At 71.6% G+C, this 18,945-nt stretch carries 15 protein-coding genes; 8 read left to right on the top strand and 7 right to left on the bottom strand.

Annotated elements, in window-relative coordinates; translation table 11 throughout:
* Window positions 1-241 precede the first annotated feature (241 nt).
* The 4 genes from CP984_RS21920 to CP984_RS21905 all read left to right on the top strand — a co-directional run bounded on the left by CP984_RS21920 (window position 242) and on the right by CP984_RS21905 (window position 6,091).
* On the top strand, window positions 242-2,245 hold the full coding sequence (locus CP984_RS21920; protein ID WP_003983378.1) for a 2-oxoacid:acceptor oxidoreductase subunit alpha: 2,004 nt from the start codon (window positions 242-244) through the stop codon (window positions 2,243-2,245).
* Window positions 2,238-3,332, top strand: a complete 1,095-nt coding sequence (locus CP984_RS21915) for a 2-oxoacid:ferredoxin oxidoreductase subunit beta (protein WP_003983377.1) — start codon at window positions 2,238-2,240, stop codon at window positions 3,330-3,332. Before CP984_RS21920 ends, CP984_RS21915 begins: the two co-directional genes overlap by 8 nt.
* A gap of 210 nt (window positions 3,333-3,542) precedes the next feature.
* Window positions 3,543-4,550, top strand: a complete 1,008-nt coding sequence (rarD, locus tag CP984_RS21910; RefSeq protein WP_003983376.1) for an EamA family transporter RarD — start codon at window positions 3,543-3,545, stop codon at window positions 4,548-4,550.
* Between the two features lie 248 nt (window positions 4,551-4,798).
* On the top strand, window positions 4,799-6,091 hold the full coding sequence (locus tag CP984_RS21905; protein ID WP_003983375.1) for a M28 family metallopeptidase: 1,293 nt from the start codon (window positions 4,799-4,801) through the stop codon (window positions 6,089-6,091).
* 72 nt (window positions 6,092-6,163) lie between these two features.
* Here the strand turns inward: CP984_RS21905 and CP984_RS21900 are convergent, their stop codons facing one another.
* From CP984_RS21900 to CP984_RS21875, 6 genes are all read right to left on the bottom strand, one after another.
* Window positions 6,164-7,090, bottom strand: coding sequence for an ABC transporter permease (locus CP984_RS21900; RefSeq protein ID WP_003983374.1), 927 nt, complete (start codon window positions 7,088-7,090; stop codon window positions 6,164-6,166).
* A complete protein-coding gene (locus CP984_RS21895) occupies window positions 7,077-8,042 on the bottom strand; it encodes an ABC transporter ATP-binding protein (protein WP_003983373.1) in 966 nt (321 codons plus the stop codon). The genes CP984_RS21900 and CP984_RS21895 overlap by 14 nt, the downstream gene beginning before the upstream one ends.
* A 116-nt stretch (window positions 8,043-8,158) precedes the next feature.
* Entirely contained in the window at window positions 8,159-9,478 is a 1,320-nt protein-coding gene (locus CP984_RS21890) for a LolA family protein (protein WP_003983372.1), read from the bottom strand.
* A gap of 318 nt (window positions 9,479-9,796) precedes the next feature.
* Entirely contained in the window at window positions 9,797-10,810 is a 1,014-nt protein-coding gene (locus CP984_RS21885; RefSeq protein WP_003983371.1) for a polyprenyl synthetase family protein, read from the bottom strand.
* Between the two features lie 321 nt (window positions 10,811-11,131).
* Window positions 11,132-12,331 (bottom strand): FAD-dependent oxidoreductase, encoded by a 1,200-nt coding sequence (locus tag CP984_RS21880; RefSeq protein ID WP_003983370.1) that lies wholly within the window; start codon window positions 12,329-12,331, stop codon window positions 11,132-11,134.
* Window positions 12,332-12,473: 142 nt separating this feature from the next.
* A complete protein-coding gene (locus CP984_RS21875; protein WP_226048686.1) occupies window positions 12,474-13,760 on the bottom strand; it encodes a carboxylate--amine ligase in 1,287 nt (428 codons plus the stop codon).
* Between the two features lie 306 nt (window positions 13,761-14,066).
* Here CP984_RS21875 and fahA point away from each other — a divergent pair, with 306 nt between their 5' ends.
* From fahA to CP984_RS21855, 4 genes are all read left to right on the top strand, one after another.
* A complete protein-coding gene (fahA, locus tag CP984_RS21870) occupies window positions 14,067-15,266 on the top strand; it encodes a fumarylacetoacetase (protein ID WP_003983368.1) in 1,200 nt (399 codons plus the stop codon).
* A 26-nt stretch (window positions 15,267-15,292) separates the two neighbouring features.
* Window positions 15,293-15,928 (top strand): GOLPH3/VPS74 family protein, encoded by a 636-nt coding sequence (locus CP984_RS21865; protein ID WP_003983367.1) that lies wholly within the window; start codon window positions 15,293-15,295, stop codon window positions 15,926-15,928.
* Window positions 15,929-16,000: 72 nt separating this feature from the next.
* Window positions 16,001-16,498 carry a hypothetical protein gene (locus CP984_RS21860; RefSeq protein ID WP_003983366.1) on the top strand — a complete coding sequence of 166 codons (498 nt, stop codon included), beginning with the start codon at window positions 16,001-16,003 and terminating at the stop codon, window positions 16,496-16,498.
* Window positions 16,499-16,787: 289 nt separating this feature from the next.
* Window positions 16,788-17,129 carry a hypothetical protein gene (locus CP984_RS21855; RefSeq protein ID WP_003983365.1) on the top strand — a complete coding sequence of 114 codons (342 nt, stop codon included), beginning with the start codon at window positions 16,788-16,790 and terminating at the stop codon, window positions 17,127-17,129.
* 178 nt (window positions 17,130-17,307) lie between these two features.
* On the opposite strand, the gene nuoN is transcribed toward CP984_RS21855, so the two are convergent.
* Window positions 17,308-18,924, bottom strand: coding sequence for an NADH-quinone oxidoreductase subunit NuoN (nuoN, locus tag CP984_RS21850; protein WP_202480383.1), 1,617 nt, complete (start codon window positions 18,922-18,924; stop codon window positions 17,308-17,310).
* Window positions 18,925-18,945 lie beyond the last annotated feature (21 nt).

Below are 18,945 nucleotides of genomic sequence, written 5' to 3'. Positions count from 1 at the left end.
GGCGGCCCGCGGGGCGGACCGGGACCTAAGGAGTAGAACCAATGGCCGAGGCGCGAGCGTCTTGGAGAAGGGGGCCGGGGGGCGGTTGTTCCATGACAAATCCTGACAGAACGGCGTCTCACGGGGACGTCCATCATGTGATCGTCCCAGGGAAGGCGACCCTTACCCACGTACGATGTTCATGGGACGACCGGTCGGCACGACGAGTCCCGAGCCACCGCCCCGAGGGAGGTCCGAAGCAGTGACCAGCCAGGTCAGCAGCCAAGCCGAGCAGGCCGACGGAGCGCTCACCGGGGAGCCGCAGGCTCCCGGGACCGGCGCCGGAGCCGACGGCGGGAAGAACGGCGGTAAAGAGGTACGTCGCCTGGACCGGGTGATCATCCGGTTCGCGGGCGACTCCGGTGACGGTATGCAGCTCACGGGCGACCGGTTCACGTCCGAGACGGCGACCTTCGGCAACGACCTGTCGACGCTGCCGAACTTCCCCGCCGAGATCCGGGCCCCCGCCGGCACCCTGCCGGGCGTCTCCAGCTTCCAGCTGCACTTCGCGGACCACGACATCCTCACCCCGGGCGACGCGCCCAACGTGCTGGTGGCCATGAACCCGGCCGCGCTGAAGGCGAACCTCGGCGACGTGCCGCGCGGCGCGGAGATCATCGTCAACACCGACGAGTTCACCAAGCGGCCGATGGCGAAGGTGGGCTATGAGGTCAGTCCGCTGGAGGACGGCACGCTGTCGGCGTACAACGTCCACCCGGTGCCGCTGACGACGCTGACCATCGAGGCGCTCAAGGACTTCGGGCTGTCCCGCAAGGAGGCCGAGCGCTCCAAGAACATGTTCGCGCTGGGCCTGCTGTCGTGGATGTACCACCGGCCGACCGAGGGCACCGAAGCGTTCCTGCGGCAGAAGTTCGCCAAGAAGCCGGACATCGCCGAGGCCAACGTCGCCGCGTTCCGCGCGGGCTGGAACTTCGGTGAGACCACCGAGGACTTCGCGGTCTCCTACGAGGTCGCGCCAGCCACCCAGGCGTTCCCGACGGGGACGTACCGCAACATCTCCGGCAACCTCGCCCTGTCGTACGGCCTGATCGCCGCCGGGCAGCAGGCCGACCTGCCGCTGTACCTGGGCTCGTACCCGATCACGCCGGCCTCGGACATCCTGCACGAGCTGAGCAAGCACAAGAACTTCGGCGTGCGCACCTTCCAGGCCGAGGACGAGATCGCCGGCATCGGCGCGGCGCTGGGCGCCGCTTTCGGCGGTGCGCTCGCGGTGACCACCACCTCGGGCCCGGGCGTGGCGCTGAAGTCGGAGACCATCGGGCTCGCGGTCTCCCTCGAACTGCCGCTGGTGATCGTGGACATCCAGCGCGGCGGGCCGTCCACCGGCCTGCCCACCAAGACCGAGCAGGCCGACCTGCTGCAGGCGATGTACGGGCGCAACGGCGAGGCGCCGGTGCCGATCGTCGCGCCGCGCACGCCCGCCGACTGCTTCGACGCGGCGCTGGACGCGGCGCGCATCGCGCTGACGTACCGCACGCCGGTCTTCCTGCTGTCCGACGGCTACCTGGCCAACGGCTCCGAGCCGTGGCGCATCCCGGAGCTCGACCAACTGCCGGATCTGCGCGTGCAGTTCGCGAACGACACGAACCACACGCTGGCCGACGGCACCGAGGTGTTCTGGCCGTACAAGCGCGACGAGCAGACCCTCGCCCGTCCGTGGGCGGTGCCCGGCACGCCCGGTCTGGAGCACCGGATCGGCGGCATCGAGAAGCAGGACGGCACGGGCAACATCTCCTACGATCCGGCCAACCACGACTTCATGGTGCGCACCCGCCAGGCGAAGATCGACGGCATCGAGGTGCCGGACCTGGAGGTCGACGACCCGACCGCGGAGGCGGCCGTCCGCGACGGCCAGGGCGCGGCCGCCGTGCGGGGCGCCGACACCCTGGTGCTGGGCTGGGGCTCGACGTACGGGCCGATCACCGCGGCGGTGCGGCGCGTACGCCGCGACGGCGGGCGGATCGCGCAGGCGCATCTGCGCCACCTCAACCCCTTCCCGCGGAATCTCGGCGCGGTGCTGGCACGTTACGACAAGGTGGTCGTACCGGAGATGAACCTCGGCCAGCTCGCCACCCTGCTGCGGGCCAAGTACCTCGTGGATGCCCGCTCGTACACCCAGGTCAGCGGGATGCCGTTCAAGGCCGAGCAGCTTGCGGAGGTCTTTAAGGAGGCCATCAATGACTGAGACGATCGCGGAGGGGACCCAGGCGATCGAGGCGCTTTCCCTGGTGCCCAAGGCCGAGGGCAAGCAGTCCATGAAGGACTTCAAGTCCGACCAGGAAGTGCGCTGGTGCCCCGGCTGCGGTGATTACGCGGTGCTCGCCGCCGTGCAGGGCTTCATGCCCGAACTCGGTCTGGCGAAGGAGAACATCGTCTTCGTCTCGGGCATCGGCTGTTCGTCCCGGTTCCCGTACTACATGAACACCTACGGGATGCACTCCATCCACGGCCGCGCCCCGGCCATCGCCACCGGCCTGGCGTCCTCGCGCCGCGATCTGTCGGTGTGGGTCGTCACCGGCGACGGCGACGCGCTGTCCATCGGCGGCAACCACCTGATCCACGCGCTGCGCCGCAACGTCAACCTCAAGATCCTGCTGTTCAACAACCGGATCTACGGTCTGACCAAGGGCCAGTACAGCCCCACCTCCGAGGTCGGCAAGATCACCAAGTCGACGCCGATGGGCTCGCTGGACGCGCCCTTCAACCCGGTCTCGCTGGCCATCGGCGCCGAGGCGTCCTTCGTGGCCCGCACCGTCGACTCCGACCGCAAGCACCTGACCAGCGTGCTGCGCGCGGCCGCCGCCCACCCGGGCACGGCGCTGGTGGAGATCTACCAGAACTGCAACATCTTCAACGACGGCGCCTTCGAGGTCCTCAAGGACAAGCAGCAGGCCGAGGAGGCCGTGATCCGCCTGGAGCACGGACAGCCGATCCGCTTCGGCGCGCCCGCCGAGGACGGCCTCGGCTCCAAGGGCGTGGTACGCGATCCGGCCACCGGCGATCTGAAGATCATCGACGTGACGGCGGAAGGCGCGGACGCGGTGCTCGTCCACGACGCGCGCAACCCCTCGCCGACCACCGCCTTCGCGCTGTCCCGCCTCGCCGACCCGGACACACTGCACCACACCCCCATCGGCGTGCTGCGCAACGTGGACCGCCCGGTCTACGACACGCTGATGAGCGACCAGCTGGAAGCGGCCATCGAGCAGAAGGGCAAGGGCGACCTCGCCTCGCTGCTGGCCGGCAACGACACCTGGACGGTGGTCGGCTGAGCGGCCGCCCACCGCGCCTCCGGTGCCCGTACGGGGCGTCTTCGGACGTCCGGTACGGGCACCGCTGTTTTCGGCCGTCCGCACCGCCCGCACGCCGCGTCATGACCGTATTCCGATACGGGCATGACAGGGGGCCCGCCGGGCGTTACCTTCAAAGCGCGACCCGCACCACCGCCGGCGCAGATGGAGCAGCATTCACCGGAGGGCCCCTTGCCACCCCAGTCCGACCAGCGCACAGGACTCGTCTACGGCACCGCCGCGTACGTGATGTGGGGCCTGCTCCCGCTGTACTGGCACCTGCTGGGCGACCTGGCCCCTGCCGAGATCCTGGCCCACCGCATGGTGTGGTCGCTGCCGGTGGCCGTGGTGATCCTGGCCCTGATGCGCCGCTGGTCCTGGATACCGAAGCTGGTGCGGCAGCCCCGGCGGCTCGGCCTGGTGCTGATCTGCGCCACGGTCATCTCCGTCAACTGGTTCCTGTACATCTGGGCCGTCAACAGCGGGCACGTCCTCGAAGCCAGCCTGGGCTACTTCATCAACCCGCTGGTCAGCATCGCCTTCGGCGTCCTGGTGCTGCGCGAGCGGCTGCGGCCGTTGCAGTGGACGGCGGTCGGCGTGGGCACCGCGGCGGTGGTCGTGATGGCCGTGGCGTACGGCCAGGTGCCCTGGATCTCGCTCGCCCTGGCGTTCACGTTCGCCACGTACGGCCTGGTCAAGAAGGGCGTGAAGCTGGACGGCATCGAGGGCTTCAGCGCCGAGACGGCGATGCAGTTCCTGCCCGCGCTCGGCATCCTGGTCTTCCTCGGCGCGCGCGGCGAGGCCGGGTTCACCAGCGGCGGGGTGGGGCAGATGCTGCTGCTCATGGGCTGCGGCGTGGCCACCGCGCTGCCGCTGATCGCCTTCGGCGCCTCGGCGGTGCGGCTGCCGCTGACCGTGCTCGGCATGCTCCAGTACCTGGCGCCGACCTTCCAGTTCGTCCTCGGCCTGCTGGTCTTTCACGAGGAGATGCCGCCGGAGCGCTGGGCGGGCTTCGGTCTGGTGTGGCTGGCGCTGGTGGTGCTGACGTACGACGCGATCCGTACCGCCCGCTCGGCCCGTACGGCGCTGGCCACCGCCCGTAAGGCGGCCCAGGAGGCGGTCGAGGAGACGGCCGCCGCGCTGGCACCGGCCGGCAGCACGCCGCAGTCCGCCGCCCAGGCGGACACCGTCAAGCCCTGACCCTGCCCACCCCGGTCCGCCGCGAGCGCTATGCGGATCGGGGTGTCCGGATTCCGCCTTGTCAGCGGGGCACGGCGCGCCCACCATCAGCTTCGCGCCATGCACGGTCCGTTCACTCCACGTTCGGAATCCGGAGACCCCTCATGTCATGGAAAGCCGAAAGACCCAGCACGACCAGGCGTTTTCGAAGATCTGACCGCAGCCGGGGCAGTGGCCCCGGCGGTCTGAAAGTCACCGCGGCCGGTGCCGTGGTCGGCCTGATCGTTGCGATACCCGGGGCGGCCGGTGCGGCCATCGCCGCGCCCGCCGCCCCCCGCTCCACCGCCCCCACCACGGCCGCCGCCCCCGACATACCGGTGGCCAACGTCAAAGCCCACCTGGGCCAGCTCCAGTCGATCGCCACCGCCAACGGCGGCAACCGGGCCCACGGCCGGCCCGGCTACCGGGCCTCGCTCGACTACATCAAGGGCAAGCTGGACGCCGCGGGATTCACCACCACCGTGCAGCAGTTCACCACCAGCGGCACCACCGGCTACAACCTCATCGCCGACTGGCCGGGCGGCGACCCGAACCAGATCCTGATGACCGGCGCGCACCTCGACTCGGTCAGCGCGGGCCCCGGCATCAACGACAACGGCTCCGGCTCGGCCGCGGTCCTCGAAAACGCGCTGGCCGTCGCCCGCGCCGCCGCCAAGCCCGCCAAGCACCTGCGGTTCGGCTGGTGGGGCGCCGAGGAACTGGGGATGCGCGGCTCCCAGTACTACGTCAGCAAGCTGACCGCGACGGAGCGCGCGAAGTTCAGCGGCTACCTGAACTTCGACATGGTCGGCTCCCCCAATCCCGGCTATTTCGTCTACGACGACGACCGCACCATCGAGGGCGTCTTCAAGGACTACTACGCCTCGGTGAACATCCCCACGGAGATCGAGACCGAGGGCGACGGCCGCAGCGACCACGCGCCGTTCAAGAACGCCGGCATCGCCGTCGGCGGCCTGTTCTCCGGCGCCGACTACACCAAGACGGCCGCCCAGGCACAGAAGTGGGGCGGTACGGCGGGCCAGCCCTTCGACCGCTGCTACCACCGCTCCTGCGACACCTCGTCGAACATCAACGACACCGCCCTGGACCGCAACAGCGACGCCATCGCGCACGCGGTGTGGACCCTGGGCGTCGGCTCGACGACCCCGCCCGGCGGCACCGTCTTCGAGAACACCGACGACGTCCAGATCCCGGACGCGGGGGCCGCGGTCACCTCGTCGGTGACGGTCTCCGGGCGTACGGGCAACGCGCCGTCCGCCTTGCAGGTCGGGGTGGACATCAAGCACACCTACCGCGGTGACCTGGCCATCGACCTCGTCGGGCCGAGCGGGCGGGCGTACCGGCTGAAGAACTCCAGCGGCTCGGACTCGGCGGCGAACGTGATCACCACGTACACCGTCGACGCGTCCGCCGAAACGGCCAACGGCACCTGGCAGCTGCGGGTGCAGGACCTCGGGCCGCAGGACACCGGCTACATCGACAGCTGGAAGCTCACCTTCTGACGGGCGCCTCTTGAGGGCCGTCTTCTGACGGCCGCCCGCACCATCGGGCACACGGCGCGGGGCGTGGCGGCATCAGACCGTGACGTCCCGCGTCGTGAAGCGCGCCCAGGCGGCGGAGCCGAAGACCAGCGCGTACAGCGCCTGGAGGCCGAGGTTCTGCTGGAGCCGGTCCCAGTAGACGGGGTCGCGCAGCACGTCGGCGAAGGACAGCCAGTGGTGCGGGAAGAGGTACGGCTGGATCGCGTGCAGCTGCGGGATGGTGTCCAGGATCTGCACCATGATCAACAGGCCGACCGTGGTGGCCATCGCGGCGATGCCGCTGTTGGTGAGCGTCGAGACGAACAGGCCGATCGCCGCCACCCCGACGAGGGACAGGGCCACCACCGCCGCGATGGCCAGCGCGCGCAGCAGCCCCTCGCCGAACGGCACGGTCGTCCCGGACAGCAGTGTCACCTCGCCCACGGGAAACAGCAGCGCGCCGGTCACCAGCGCCGACGCCGCCACGACCAGCGTCGCCACCAGGCAGAACGTCAGCGTGGTCGCGTACTTGACCAGCAGCAGTTTGGTCCGCCCGGCGGGTGCGACGAGCAGATAGCGCAGCGTGCCGGTGTGCGCCTCGCCCGCGACGGCGTCCCCGGCGACCACGCCGACCGCCAGCGGCAGGAAGACCGGCAGGGTGACGGCCAGCGCGGTGAAGACCAGGAACAGGCCGTTGTTGGTGATCTGCGAGACGAAGGCCGCGCCGCCACCGCCACCGCCGCCCGAGCCACCGCCGTCGCCGCTCGTCTCGATCTTCACGGCGATGCCGATCAGGACGGGTACGGCGGCGAGTACGGCGAGCAGGACGAGGGTGCGCCAGCGCCGGAAGGTCGTACCGATCTCGTTGCGCAGCAGGCCGAGCGACCACAGGGGCCGCGGCGTACGGCGCACCTCGGCGCCCCCTGCCCCGGGATGCGTCCCGGTGTCCAGCGCGCTCCCCGGCGCCTCAGCCCGCGACATCGAAGCCCTCCCCCGTGAGCTGGACGAAGACGTCCTCCAGGGACGCCCGTTCGGTGCCGAAGGACCGGACCCGCACCCCGGCGCGCACCAGCGCGGCGTTCACATCGGCGAGGTCGGGCGGCCCGGCGGGCGGCGCGGGCAGGTCCCCGGTCACCCGCTCGTCGGTCACCACCAGATCGGTGATGCCGTGTTCCTTGAGCACCCGCAGCGCGTCGGCGGTTTCGGGCGTGCCGACCGTCAGCCGCCCGCGGGTGTCCGCGGACAGTGCGGCGACCGTGCCCTGGGTGACGAGCCGGCCGCGCGTCATCACCGCGGCGTGCGTGCAGACCTGCTCGATCTCGTCGAGGAGGTGGGAGGAGAGGAAGACGGTGGTGCCGTCGCCCGCCAGCTCCCTGACCAGCGTACGGATCTCGCGCATGCCCTGCGGGTCCAGGCCGTTGGTCGGCTCGTCCAGGACGAGGAGGTCCCGGGGCTGGAGCAGCGCCGCGGCCAGCCCCAGCCGCTGCTTCATGCCCAGCGAGTACGCGCGTGCCTTCTTGCGGGCGGCCGCCGCCAGGCCGACCCGGTCCAGGGCCTGGTCGACCCGCCGCGCACGCGTACGCGGATCGGCGGCCGGGTCGGCGGCGTCGTACCGGACGAGGTTGTCGCGCCCGCTGAGGAAGCCGTACAGGGCCGGTCCCTCGATGAGGGCGCCGACCCTGGGGAGCACCCGGCGGGCCGCCCGCGGCATCGGCTCGCCGAGCAGCCGGGCCCCGCCGGCGGACGGCTCGATCAGGCCGAGCAGCATCCGGATCGTGGTCGTCTTGCCCGAGCCGTTGGGGCCGAGGAAGCCGAAGACGCTGCCGCGCGGTACGGCGAGGTCGAGCCGGTCGACGGCGAGCTGTCCGCCGCGGTACCTCTTGGTCAGCCCCCGGGTCTCGATCACCCGGTCCCCGGCGGACGGCTGCGTCATCGGCTCCCCCAACTGATCGGGCAACGGATCGGGCTACGGGTCGGACCTGTGACCGCGGGCCGCCCGCGACGGCGGCCCGGAGGGCGGGGCGGGACCGGCCCGCCCCACCGCGCGCGTTACTTGGCGGCCTCGGCGGCCTTGATCAGGGACTGCTTGTCCACGGCACCGGCGTAGACCGAGCCGTCGTCCGTCACCAGGGCGTTGACCAGGCGGGTGCTGAACATCCGGCCGGAGCCGAACTTCCCGCTGACCTTCTCGCCCAGGCTGTCCAGCAGCTTGGCCGCGTCGCCGGAGGCGTTCTTGCCGGCCGAGGCCAGACCGGAGCCGTTGCCCTTCAGGTGGGCTATGGAGGTCCAGCCGTTGCCGATGACCTCGAAGCCGCCGTTCTTCGCGCCCTTGGCGCTCTTGCCGTCCCGGCCGGTCAGGCCGTACTGCCCGAGGAGGCCCTTGAGGTCCTCGGAGGTCCTGCCCTGGTCGGCGCGGTGCCGGTCGCGGGCCTTGTCGCCGTCCACGACCTTGGCGCCCTTCGGCGCCTTGAAGGCGAAGGTGTCCGCCGCCGGCTTGGCGAAGTCGACGGAGGTGAAGCCCACGTCGACCGCCGCGGCGCCGCCGCCCTTGGGCGTGAGCGTGAACTTCAGCGGCACGCCGGTCTCGGCGTCCACCGAGATCCGTATCGAGTCGACCGTGGAGCCGGACTGCTTGGGCTTGACCGACAGCTGGTAGGCGTCCCGCCCGGCCACCTTGGCCGTGCCGTCGACCGACACCGAGGTGGTGTCGCCGACCGCCTCCAGCGCCTTCTTGGCCAGCTCCTGCGGGGTGGCGTTCTTCAGATCCGCGGAATCACCGGACGTGCCGGACTTCTCCGAGCGGTGCTGCCCCTTGCCCGCGTCGGCCGGGACCGTGCGGTGGTACGCGGTGTTGCTGCTGCTGTCGTAACCCCACAGGTCGCGGCCGTTGTGGACGAGGTTGTACTCGGCGGCCTTGCCGACGACGGAGAGCCGCTGCTTGTCGGGGCCGTCGACGGCGACGCGCAGCGTGTGCGAGCCGGACGCCAGCTCCGACAACTGGCTCTGCGGGCTGGCGGAGGAGCCGTCACCGCCCTTGCCGCCGTCGCGGTCCGCCGACCCGCCGCCGAACGCGCTCGCGCCGCTGCCGGACAGACCGGCGGGCAGCCCCAGGTCGGTGGTCGTACGGACCGTGCCGGACAGCTGCTGCACGTCCGACTTGGCGATCTTCGCTATGAGGTCCTGCGCCGAGATCTCCGGCAGATCCGGGGAGCCCGAACCGGCGAAGGCCGGGACCAGTCCGATCGAGGCCGCCGCGACGCCCACGACCGCGACCGGGATCGCGTACCGCATCGTCCTGCGGCGCTTCGCGGAGCGCCCCCCGTCCCCGTCCCACTCGTCGGTGACCTGTGTCGGTTGGTTCCGTGGCATGTGCCCTACCTCCGTCGTGAGCGGCGGCTTGCTATGCGACGCACTCGTCCCACTCCCGGGCTCATTGTGACCCGTTCCGCCGCGGCGTGGTGCTGTTCATCCCACCAAATCGGCCAGAGGTACGCGTCAGCCCCCGGGGCCAACTCCTTGTACTCCCGTGGGAGGACCTCCCTTGGCCGAAAGGCAGAGGCGGTACGGCCGGAGGTGGAGCGGACCCTGAGGGGTGGCCAGGGTCCCACCGGTGTCACGAACACCCACGGACCCTCACGCCCCGTAGGGCACGCCGCTTTGCGGGGCGCTCCGCCCCGTAGGGAACGGTCAGCCCGCCCGGTGCACCACCGAGTCGCACAGCCCCTCCAGGGCCGCCTTCGCCATGCACCCCGGCAGCGGTGCCAGCGTGGCCCGCGCCTCTTCCGCGTAGCGGACGGTGTCCCGGCGGGCCTGCTCCAGCGCCGGGTGGGCGCGCAGTCCGGCCAGCGCCTCGGCGTGCCGGGCGTCGTCGGTCAGGTCCCCGGCCAGCAGGTCGCGCAGTTCGCGGTCCTTGTCGGTGCCGTGCTCGCTGTCGGCGAGGGCGCGCAGGTGCAGGACGGGCAGGGTCGGGATGCCCTCGCGCAGGTCCGTGCCGGGGGTCTTGCCGGACTCGTGGGAGTCGCTGGCGATGTCCAGGACGTCGTCGGCGAGCTGGAAGGCGGTGCCGAGCCGCTCGCCGTACTGGGTCAGGATGTTGACGATGGACTCGTCGGCGCCGGACATCATCGCGCCGAAGCGGCCCGCGACGGCGATCAGCGAGCCGGTCTTGCCCGCGATGACGTCCAGGTAGTGCTCGATCGGGTCCCGGCCGTCGCGCGGTCCGGCCGTCTCCAGGATCTGGCCGGTCACCAGGCGTTCGAACGCCTCGGCCTGGATACGGACGGCCTCCGGGCCGAGGTCGGCCAGGATGTGCGACGCGCGTGCGAAGAGGAAGTCGCCGGTCAGCACGGCCACCGAGTTGCCCCAGCGGGCGTTGGCGCTGGACACCCCGCGGCGCACGTCCGCCTCGTCCATGACGTCGTCGTGGTACAGCGTCGCCAGGTGCGTCAGCTCGACCACGACGGCGGACGGCACGACGCCCGGCGTGTGCGGGTCGCCGAACTGCGCTGCCAGCATCGCCAGCAGCGGCCGGAAGCGCTTGCCACCTGCGCGTACGAGATGCTGGGCGGCCTCGGTGATGAACGGCACGTCGCTTTTGGTGGCCTCCAGCAGGCCTTCCTCGACAGCCGCCAACCCGGCCTGGACATCGGCCTCAAGAGCCTGGTCCCGCACGCTCAGCCCAAAGGGCCCGACGACGGTCACGAGGGGTACTCCTGTCTGCTGACGATCAAACGGATTGTCGATCTGTCGCTTGTCTCCACCATTGGCCAGCGTATCCGGTCGCTGTTGGATCACCGTGAGCGCCCGCCCCTCCGGGGCGCTCGAACGGTGTGCGGGCCCGGGCAGGCCCGGCGCGGGCGCGACGGACCGCCGTCCGGTATGCCCGATAGCCACCAATGATGGGTCTTCCCCGCAGGAAAACCGCAGGAGAGTCACAGCAGAACCGCAGCAGAAACACATCCGCATCGCAGCAGGACGGCAGCCGGAGCACCCTGCCACGCGGCAGGGTGCTCCCCTCAGCCGTCAGTACGCTTCGGCCACCGCCCCCGCCAGCCGCCGGGACGCGAACTCCGTACCGCACACGAAGCGCATCACGGGCCCGAAGGACGCCGCCGCCGGGAGCCCGGTGAAGTACAGGCCGGGAACCGACGAGCCGAAGCCCGCGTCCAGGCGGGGGCCGCCGCCGCTCACCGCGACCCCGGTGCGCAGGCCCTGGCCGAGGAAGTCCATCGCCGCCAGATCGACCTGGTAGCCGGTGGCGGCCAGGACGTGGTCGGCGGCCAGTTCACCGGTCCGCCCGTCGGGGCCGCGCAGGGTCAGGACCGGGCGGCCGTCCTCGACGCGCGCCCGTACGACCTGCCGCCCGGCCGTCACCTGGACGCGTCCCACGAAGCGCTCCCGCAGCCACCAGGCGCCCAGCGGCCCCAGCACCCGGCGCACCAGGTAGCGCCGGGCGGGCGCGGGCAGGTGGCGGAAACCGCCCGCGTAGTAGGTGAACGCGTACAGCGACCACGCGTTTCCGAACGGTGTCCGGGGCCGCAGCTTCGGCTGCCGGTCCGGCGGTGCGCCGAAGCCCACCGCGGTCCGGCCGCGCGCCACGATCCGGACGGAGCGGGCGCCGTTCTCGGCGAGCAGCACCGCGCTCTCCAGCGCCGACTGCCCGGCACCGATCACCACCACGTCCCGGCCCGCGAAGACCGACAGGTCGTGGTGCTGGGAGCTGTGCGAGACGGGCCCGGTGGGGGACGGCCCGTCCGGCACCGCCGCGGCCAGTTCACGCGGCAGCCGGGCGAATCCGGTCAGTCCGGTGGCCACGACGACCGCCCGCGCCCGGAACTGTTCGCCGCTGTCCAGCTTCACCTCGAAGCCGCCGGCCCGCCGGTCGGCCGAGACGACCCGTACCTGCTCCAGGTCGGGCACCAGCCGCTGCTGGAACCAGTCGCCGTACCGGACGAAGGTCTCGACGGGGATGATGTCCCAGTCCGACTCGTACCGCCGCTCGCCGACCGCGTCGCAGAAGTCGTGCAGCGAGTACCCGGCCTGCGGGGTGTCGATGCTGGACGCCATGGGCGTCGACTTCAGCAGCATCCCGGCGGGCATGTGCTCGCGCCAGCTGACCATCGGCCTGCCGAAGACGCGTACGGGCACCCCCCGCGCGCGCAGGTGCGCCGCCGTCGACAGGCCGTACGGACCGGCCCCGATGACTGCTACCGGAGTGTTCACGTGCGTTCCCCTCCCCAGAGTGTTGCTGGTCCGGCAGTGCTGCCACTGCCCGGCGGGGAACTGCTGCACGGCTCCCCCCGTTGCTCACCATTGCTCTCGCGCCACTCCCCCGTTGCCGCACCGTCCCGGCGCCCCTCCGCCGCTACGGCCGCGTCTGCTGCTGAAGCGCCCCGCTCTCCGCCGCCGCCCGCGCGCGTCTGCTCGCCCGCCGCAGCTCCAGCATATGCCGGGCCCCCGGCCCCACGAACCGGGCCAGCATCGTGAAGAACGGCTTGAGGTCGTCGGCGGCCAGCCACGCCAGCTCGGTGCCGGTGGCGCGGTCCGGCGCGTGCGGCGTCGTATAGCCGCTGCGGCGGTACGCGAGCATCGCCGGCAGGTCGATGTTCTCCACGACGAACCGCCGGCCAGCGCGCTGCTCCGCCTCCGGCACCTTCCGGCCGGTCAGGTCCAGATGCTGCGCCCGTACGACATCGATGCCCGCCTCGTTCTCGAACAGGCGGAACTGGGCGCCCATGCGCGGATTGAAGTCCAGCAGCTTGTAGGCGCCGTCCCGCCGGTCGTAGCGCCAGTCCAGGTCGACGATGCCGCTGAAGCCGATGCGCTTGATGAACTGGGCGGTCATCTCGGCCAGTTCCGGGTTGTCGACGACGTACGCACAGGCCGTCATGCCCGCGTGCGGCGGCCAGGAGCGCACCTTGACCCCGGTGAACAGGGACAGCGCGGTGCTCTCCGCGTCGAAGTACGCGTGCACGATCCAGTCCTCGGCCTCCTCCCGCGGCAGGTACTCCTGGAGGATCACGTCCGGCCGCGGTCCCCAGTCGCGGGCCAGGCCGAGCAGCTGACACGGATCGGCGATCCGCGTCGTACCGGCCACCACGGGGTGTCTGCGCCGCTGAAACGCCTCCCGGTTTTTTGCGACGACCGGAAAACGCGCCTGCGCGGCGAAGCACTCGATGTCCTCCGGCGACTCCGGGAACGCGGTCGCCGGTGACGGCACCCCGTGTTCGACACACAGTTCGTGGAGACCCTGCTTGCTCGCCAGACGGCGCGGCAGACACGCGTCGATGCGGGGGAACAGGAAGCGGTCGCCGAGCACGTCGGCGTATTCGCCGATCAGGACGGCGGCCTCTTCGTCGGTCGGTATCAGGACCGCGGGCCGGCCGATGCGCTTGCCGATGCGCAGCAGCACCTCGGCGAGCTGCTGCGGGTCCTCCCGCCCGGTGGTCGGCCAGACGCAGCGCCCGTGCAGATAACGGGAGGCGGCGGCGGGCGTGAACCGGTCCTCGGTAATGGCGTACATGGGCACGCCGAGTCGCCCCAGGCTGCGGATCGCCCCCACCCCGCCGTGGTGCAACGGATAATCGCCGATCTTCACGATGAGCCCCGGAACCGTCCGGTCCACCGCGAACGATGTGCTGGTACGAGCCACCTGACCCCCCAACGGCGCGTCCCGCCCCGGCCGCGCCCCATGGAAGCTAGGGCCCGAACTGACCGAACCGGCACCGCTTTTCAGGACATTACGAACTCTTTAGGCGTCGACACCTATGTCCTTCGTGCATGCCATTCCGGTTTTTCTCCGCTGCCGCGTGGTTCCACGTGAAACCGAGCCGCCGCCCCGTCCGCGGCCATCTGGCCATCCCCTCCCGGCCCGTTGGGCCGTAATCTGATCGACGGGCCCACCGGCCCGCGGCCACAGGTGACGACACACGCGAGACGACCACGCGAGGAGCCGTACATGCCCGAGCAGCACCCGCTCGACCTGCCCGAAGACCACCCCTTCGGGCCGCACACCCTTCCCTACGGCGTCTTCGGCACGGCGGACGAACCGGAGCGGCGCCGCATCGGTGTGCGCTACGGCGACCACGTACTGGACCTGAACGCGCTCGCCGCCACCTCCGGGTCACCGCACGCCGACCTGCTCGCCGCGCCGACCCTGAACCCGCTGCTGGCCGCCGGCCGCGAGATCTGGCAGGCCGTACGGGAGGCCGTGCGCACCGCGGTCACCGACCCCGCGCACCGCAGCACCACCGAGTCGCTGCTGATCCCGCTGGCCGAGGTGACGCTGCACCTGCCCTTCGAGGTCGCGGACTACGTCGACTTCTACGCCAGCGAACACCACGCCACCAACGTCGGCCGGATCTTCCGCCCGAACGCCGACGCGCTCACCCCCAACTGGAAGCACCTGCCGATCGGTTACCACGGCCGGTCCGGCACCGTCGTCGTCTCCGGCACCCCGGTGGTCCGGCCCAGCGGCCAGCGCAAGGCACCGGCCGACGCGGCGCCCGTCTTCGGCCCGTCCACCCGGCTGGACATCGAGGCGGAGATCGGCTTCGTCGTCGGCACCCCGTCCGCGCTCGGCGAGCCCGTCGGCCTCGACGGCTTCCGCGAGCATGTCTTCGGCGTCTGCCTCGTCAACGACTGGTCGGCGCGCGACATCCAGGCGTGGGAGTACGTGCCGCTCGGCCCCTTCCTCGGCAAGTCCTTCGCGACCTCGGTGTCCGCCTGGATCACACCGCTGGACGCGCTGGACCACGCCCGTACGGCACCGCCCGCCCGCGATGTGCCGCCGCTCCCGTACCTGGACGACTCCGGCACCGAGCCGGGCGGCATCGACCTGCGCATCCAGGTGGACATCAACGGCGAGACGGTCGCCCGCCCGCCGTTCTCCGCCATGTACTGGACGGCCGCCCAGCAGCTCGCCCACATGACGGTCAACGGCGCCTCGCTGCGCACCGGCGACCTCTACGCCTCCGGCACGGTCTCCGGGCCCGAACCGGACCAGCTCGGCTGCCTCCTCGAACTCACCCAGGGCAAGGGGCCCTTCCTGGAGGACGGCGACGAGGTCACCCTGACCGCCTGGGCGCCCGGCCCCGAGGGCTCCCGTATCGGCCTGGGCGAAGTCACCGGGCGCATCCGACCCGCGCGGACCTCATGACCGGGAGCACGGGGGAAGACTCGCACGTGGACCGGGAGCCCAGCCTGCCCGAGGAGTTACTGCTCCTCGGGTTGGACCCGGAGCACGGCAAGCCGCTCAACGACCCGTCCCACCTGCGGTACGGCCTGGCCGGTGCCGCCCTCGCGGAGCTGGAGTGGGCCGGGCGGGTCTCCGAGGGCCGCGGTGGCCGGATCAGCGTGGGCAGTCCGCTGCCGCTCGGTGACCTGGTGCTGGACGCCGCGCTGGGCACCCTGCCCGTCTCCGGCAAGGACGGGGACGTCAAGGTCAAGCGGTGGGTGCGGAGCACGGCACGCGGCATCGACGAGGTGTGCCGGCAGCGGCTGGAACAGCGTGACGCGGTCCGCCGGGAGTCCCGGCGCGCGCTGGGCCTGTTCCGTTACGAGCGTCTGGCGCCCGGCCCGGTGGACCTGGCCGGGCCCGCCCGCGCCCGCTTCAAGGGCGCCCTGGCCGACGGCTTCGCGGACCCCCACGGCCGGCTGCTCGGCGCCCTGGTCTCGGCCGTCCACCTGGACCGCAAGCTGGTGCGGGGCCACGACCGGCGTGCCGTGCGCCGTGACCTGAAAGCGCTGGCCCGTGAGCACTGGATCGCCCGCGCGGTCGCGGCCGCGGTCTTCGAGGACGAGGCCGCGGTCGGCGGATGAACCCGGGCCGCCCCGGCCCGCGTGTCGCGTTGCTAGCCTCACGTCTCCTGTCCCACAACGGAGGAGACGTACGTGCGCAAGGCAGCGCAGATCGCCGGGACGGCCGCCGTGGCCGCATTGCTGCTCAGCGGCTGCGGCAGCAGCGGCGACGGCGGCAAGGACGGCGCGGCGGACCGGCCGAGCAAGGCTCCGGCCGCCACCCCCTCGCAGGACACCGGCGGGGACAAGCCCGCCGAAGGCGCCGGCAGCCTCGACGGCGCCTGGACGGCCAGGACCGGCGACTCGCACCTCACCCTGGTGATATACCGGGGCACCGCCTCCATGGGCCTCGGCGCCGACACCGCGTCGGCCTGCCAGGGCAAGATCGAGCAGGTGGGCGCCACGGTGATCGCCCTGAAGTGCATGGGCGGCCACACCACCCGCACGCTGGGCACCGTCACGCCGGGCGGCGACGGCAAGACGCTGACGGTGAAGTGGAAGGGCGGGCCCACCGACGCGTTCACCAAGGCCGAGGGCAAGCTGAAGCTGCCCGGGATGCCCAGCCTGCCGGCGGGCGCACCGACCTCCTGAGAGCCCGTGTCAGCGCGGCGGCCGGGCGCCCCCACCCCGGCTACCGCTGGAAGACGGAGCGCAGCGGAGTGCACCGTACGACGTGCGCCGATCCGGCCGGGGTCGTGACACCGGCTCTGACGGCGCATCAGCCTCCCTCGGCCGTACCGGGCCCCGCCCGGCGCGAACGGCCGAGGGCCGCTACGCCACCAGGGGTGTTTCCGGAGCGGCATCGGATAAAGACGTCATACGCTGAGCCATATTCACTCCGAGTAGTTGATCGACACCGACGACCACGAGGAGTCACGAGATGCGCCTGCGCACCTCCGTCGCCGCCGCTTTCGGAGCGGCCGTACTCGCCCTGACCACACCCACCTCCGCCTATGGCGCCGTTGGCGTCTTCTCCTACGGCTTCAACACCGGCGACAAGCTCGACCAGCGCGCGGCCCTCTTCAATCCGCCGGGCAAGGAGTGCATCACCCTCAAGCTGCCGAAGGACGCCGACTTCGCCTACGCCGCGCTCAACCGGACCAACGCGACCGTGACGCTCTTCGCCGACGACGACTGCAGCAGCGACGTCTACTTCGTCGTACCGCCCCACAAGGCCGCCCCGGAGAGGGTGCTGCTCCGCTCGGTGATGTTCTCCCGCTGAGCCAGGCCCGCACCGCGCAGAACCGCGCCCGCATCCTCCGGCCGGCCTTCCTCGCACGTCGCTTTCGGCCGCGCCGGTCCCCCTTCATACGCTGAGACGCACCACGGCCGCCGCCCGGCACCCGCAAGGGCACCGGACGGCGGCCGTGGACCGCGGACCGTCCGGGGACGGCCACCGCTCAGCGCACGAACACCCCCGCCTGGCCCGCGAGGTCCAGGAAGTACTGCGGCGCCAGGCCCAGTACCAGGGTGACCGCGACGCCGACCCCGATGGCCGTCATCGTCAGCGGGCTGGGCACCGCCACCGTCGGCCCGTCCGCCTTCGGCTCGTTGAAGAACATCAGCACGATGACGCGGATGTAGAAGAACGCGGCGATCGCGGACGAGATCACACCGATCACCACCAGCCAGCCCGCGCCACTCTCCGCCGCCGCCTTGAACACCGCGAACTTCCCGGCGAAACCCGAGGTCAGCGGGATGCCGGCGAAGGCGAGCAGGAACACCGCGAAGACCGCGGCGGTCAGCGGCGAGCGCCGCCCCAGCCCGGCCCACTTCGACAGGTGGGTGGCCTCGCCGCCCGCGTCCCGCACGAGCGTGACCACCGCGAACGCGCCGAGCGTCACGAAGGAGTACGCCGCCAGGTAGAACAGGACGGAGGAGATGCCGTCCTTGCTGGTGGCGATCACACCGGCCAGGATGAATCCGGCATGCGCGATGGAGCTGTACGCCAGCAGCCGCTTGATGTCGGTCTGGGTGATCGCGACGATCGCGCCGCCCAGCATGGTGACGATCGCGACGCCCCACATGACCGGCCGCCAGTCCCAGCGCAGGCCCGGCAGGACCACGTACAGCAGCCGCAGCAGCGCGCCGAACGCGGCGACCTTGGTGGCCGCCGCCATGAAGCCGGTGACCGGGGTCGGCGCGCCCTGGTAGACGTCCGGCGTCCACATGTGGAACGGCACCGCGCCGACCTTGAAGAGCAGCCCCATCAGCACCAGCGCCGCGCCGATCAGCAGCAGCGCGTCGTTGCCCATGGTGTCGGCCAGCGCCGGGGTGATCTGCTTGGCGCCGTCGCTGACGACCTCCGCGATGCCGGCGTACGTGACGGTGCCCGCGTAGCCGTACAGCAGCGCGATGCCGAAGAGCAGGAACGCCGAGGAGAACGCGCCGAGCAGGAAGTACTTCACCGCCGCTTCCTGGGAGAGCAGCCGCTGGCGGCGGGCCAGCGCGCACAGGATGTACAGCGGGAGGGAGAAGACCTCCAGCGCGACGAAGAGCGTCAGCAGGTCGTTGGCCGCGGGGAAGACCAGCATCCCGCCGACCGCGAACAGTGCGAGCGGGAACACCTCGGTCGTGGTGAACCCGGCCTTGACCGCGGCCCGTTCGGCTTCACCGCCGGGCACCGCCGCGGCCTGCGCCGCGAAGGAGTCCACCCGCTTGCCGTGCGCCGCCGGGTCGAGCCGGCGCTCGGCGAAGGTGAACGTGGCGACCAGCGCCACCAGCAGGATCGTGCCCTGGAGGAAGAGCGCCGGGCCGTCCACGGCGATGGCGCCCATGGCCGTGATCTTGGCCTTGGTGGTGCCGAAGCCGCCCGCCGCCAGCCCCACGACGGCCGCGAACCCGGCGGCCAGCGCGAGGACGGACAGCAGCAGCTGCGCGTAGTAGCGGCCGCGGCGCGGCACGAACCCTTCCAGTACGACGCCGACGACCGCGGCGCCCAGCACGATCAGGGCCGGTGCCAGCTGGGCATACTCGATCTTCGGCGCCGGGATCCTGGCCGGAGCCTCGGCCGCCATGGTCCACAGGCTGTGGACGCT

This window comes from Streptomyces rimosus (assembly GCF_008704655.1).
GTDB classification, from domain to species: Bacteria; Actinomycetota; Actinomycetes; order Streptomycetales; family Streptomycetaceae; genus Streptomyces; species Streptomyces rimosus.
This window is presented reverse-complemented; position numbering and strand designations above follow the sequence as displayed.

Coding starts and splice junctions, on each gene's coding strand:
- CP984_RS21915 (WP_003983377.1), top strand. CDS start 2,238: ATGACTGAGACGATCGCGGAGGGGACCCAGGCGATCGAGGCGCTTTCC.
- fahA (WP_003983368.1), top strand. CDS start 14,067: ATGCCCGAGCAGCACCCGCTCGACCTGCCCGAAGACCACCCCTTCGGG.
- nuoN (WP_202480383.1), bottom strand. CDS start 18,924: ATGGCGGCCGAGGCTCCGGCCAGGATCCCGGCGCCGAAGATCGAGTAT.
- CP984_RS21890 (WP_003983372.1), bottom strand. CDS start 9,478: ATGCCACGGAACCAACCGACACAGGTCACCGACGAGTGGGACGGGGAC.
- CP984_RS21895 (WP_003983373.1), bottom strand. CDS start 8,042: ATGACGCAGCCGTCCGCCGGGGACCGGGTGATCGAGACCCGGGGGCTG.
- CP984_RS21855 (WP_003983365.1), top strand. CDS start 16,788: ATGCGCCTGCGCACCTCCGTCGCCGCCGCTTTCGGAGCGGCCGTACTC.
- CP984_RS21900 (WP_003983374.1), bottom strand. CDS start 7,090: ATGTCGCGGGCTGAGGCGCCGGGGAGCGCGCTGGACACCGGGACGCAT.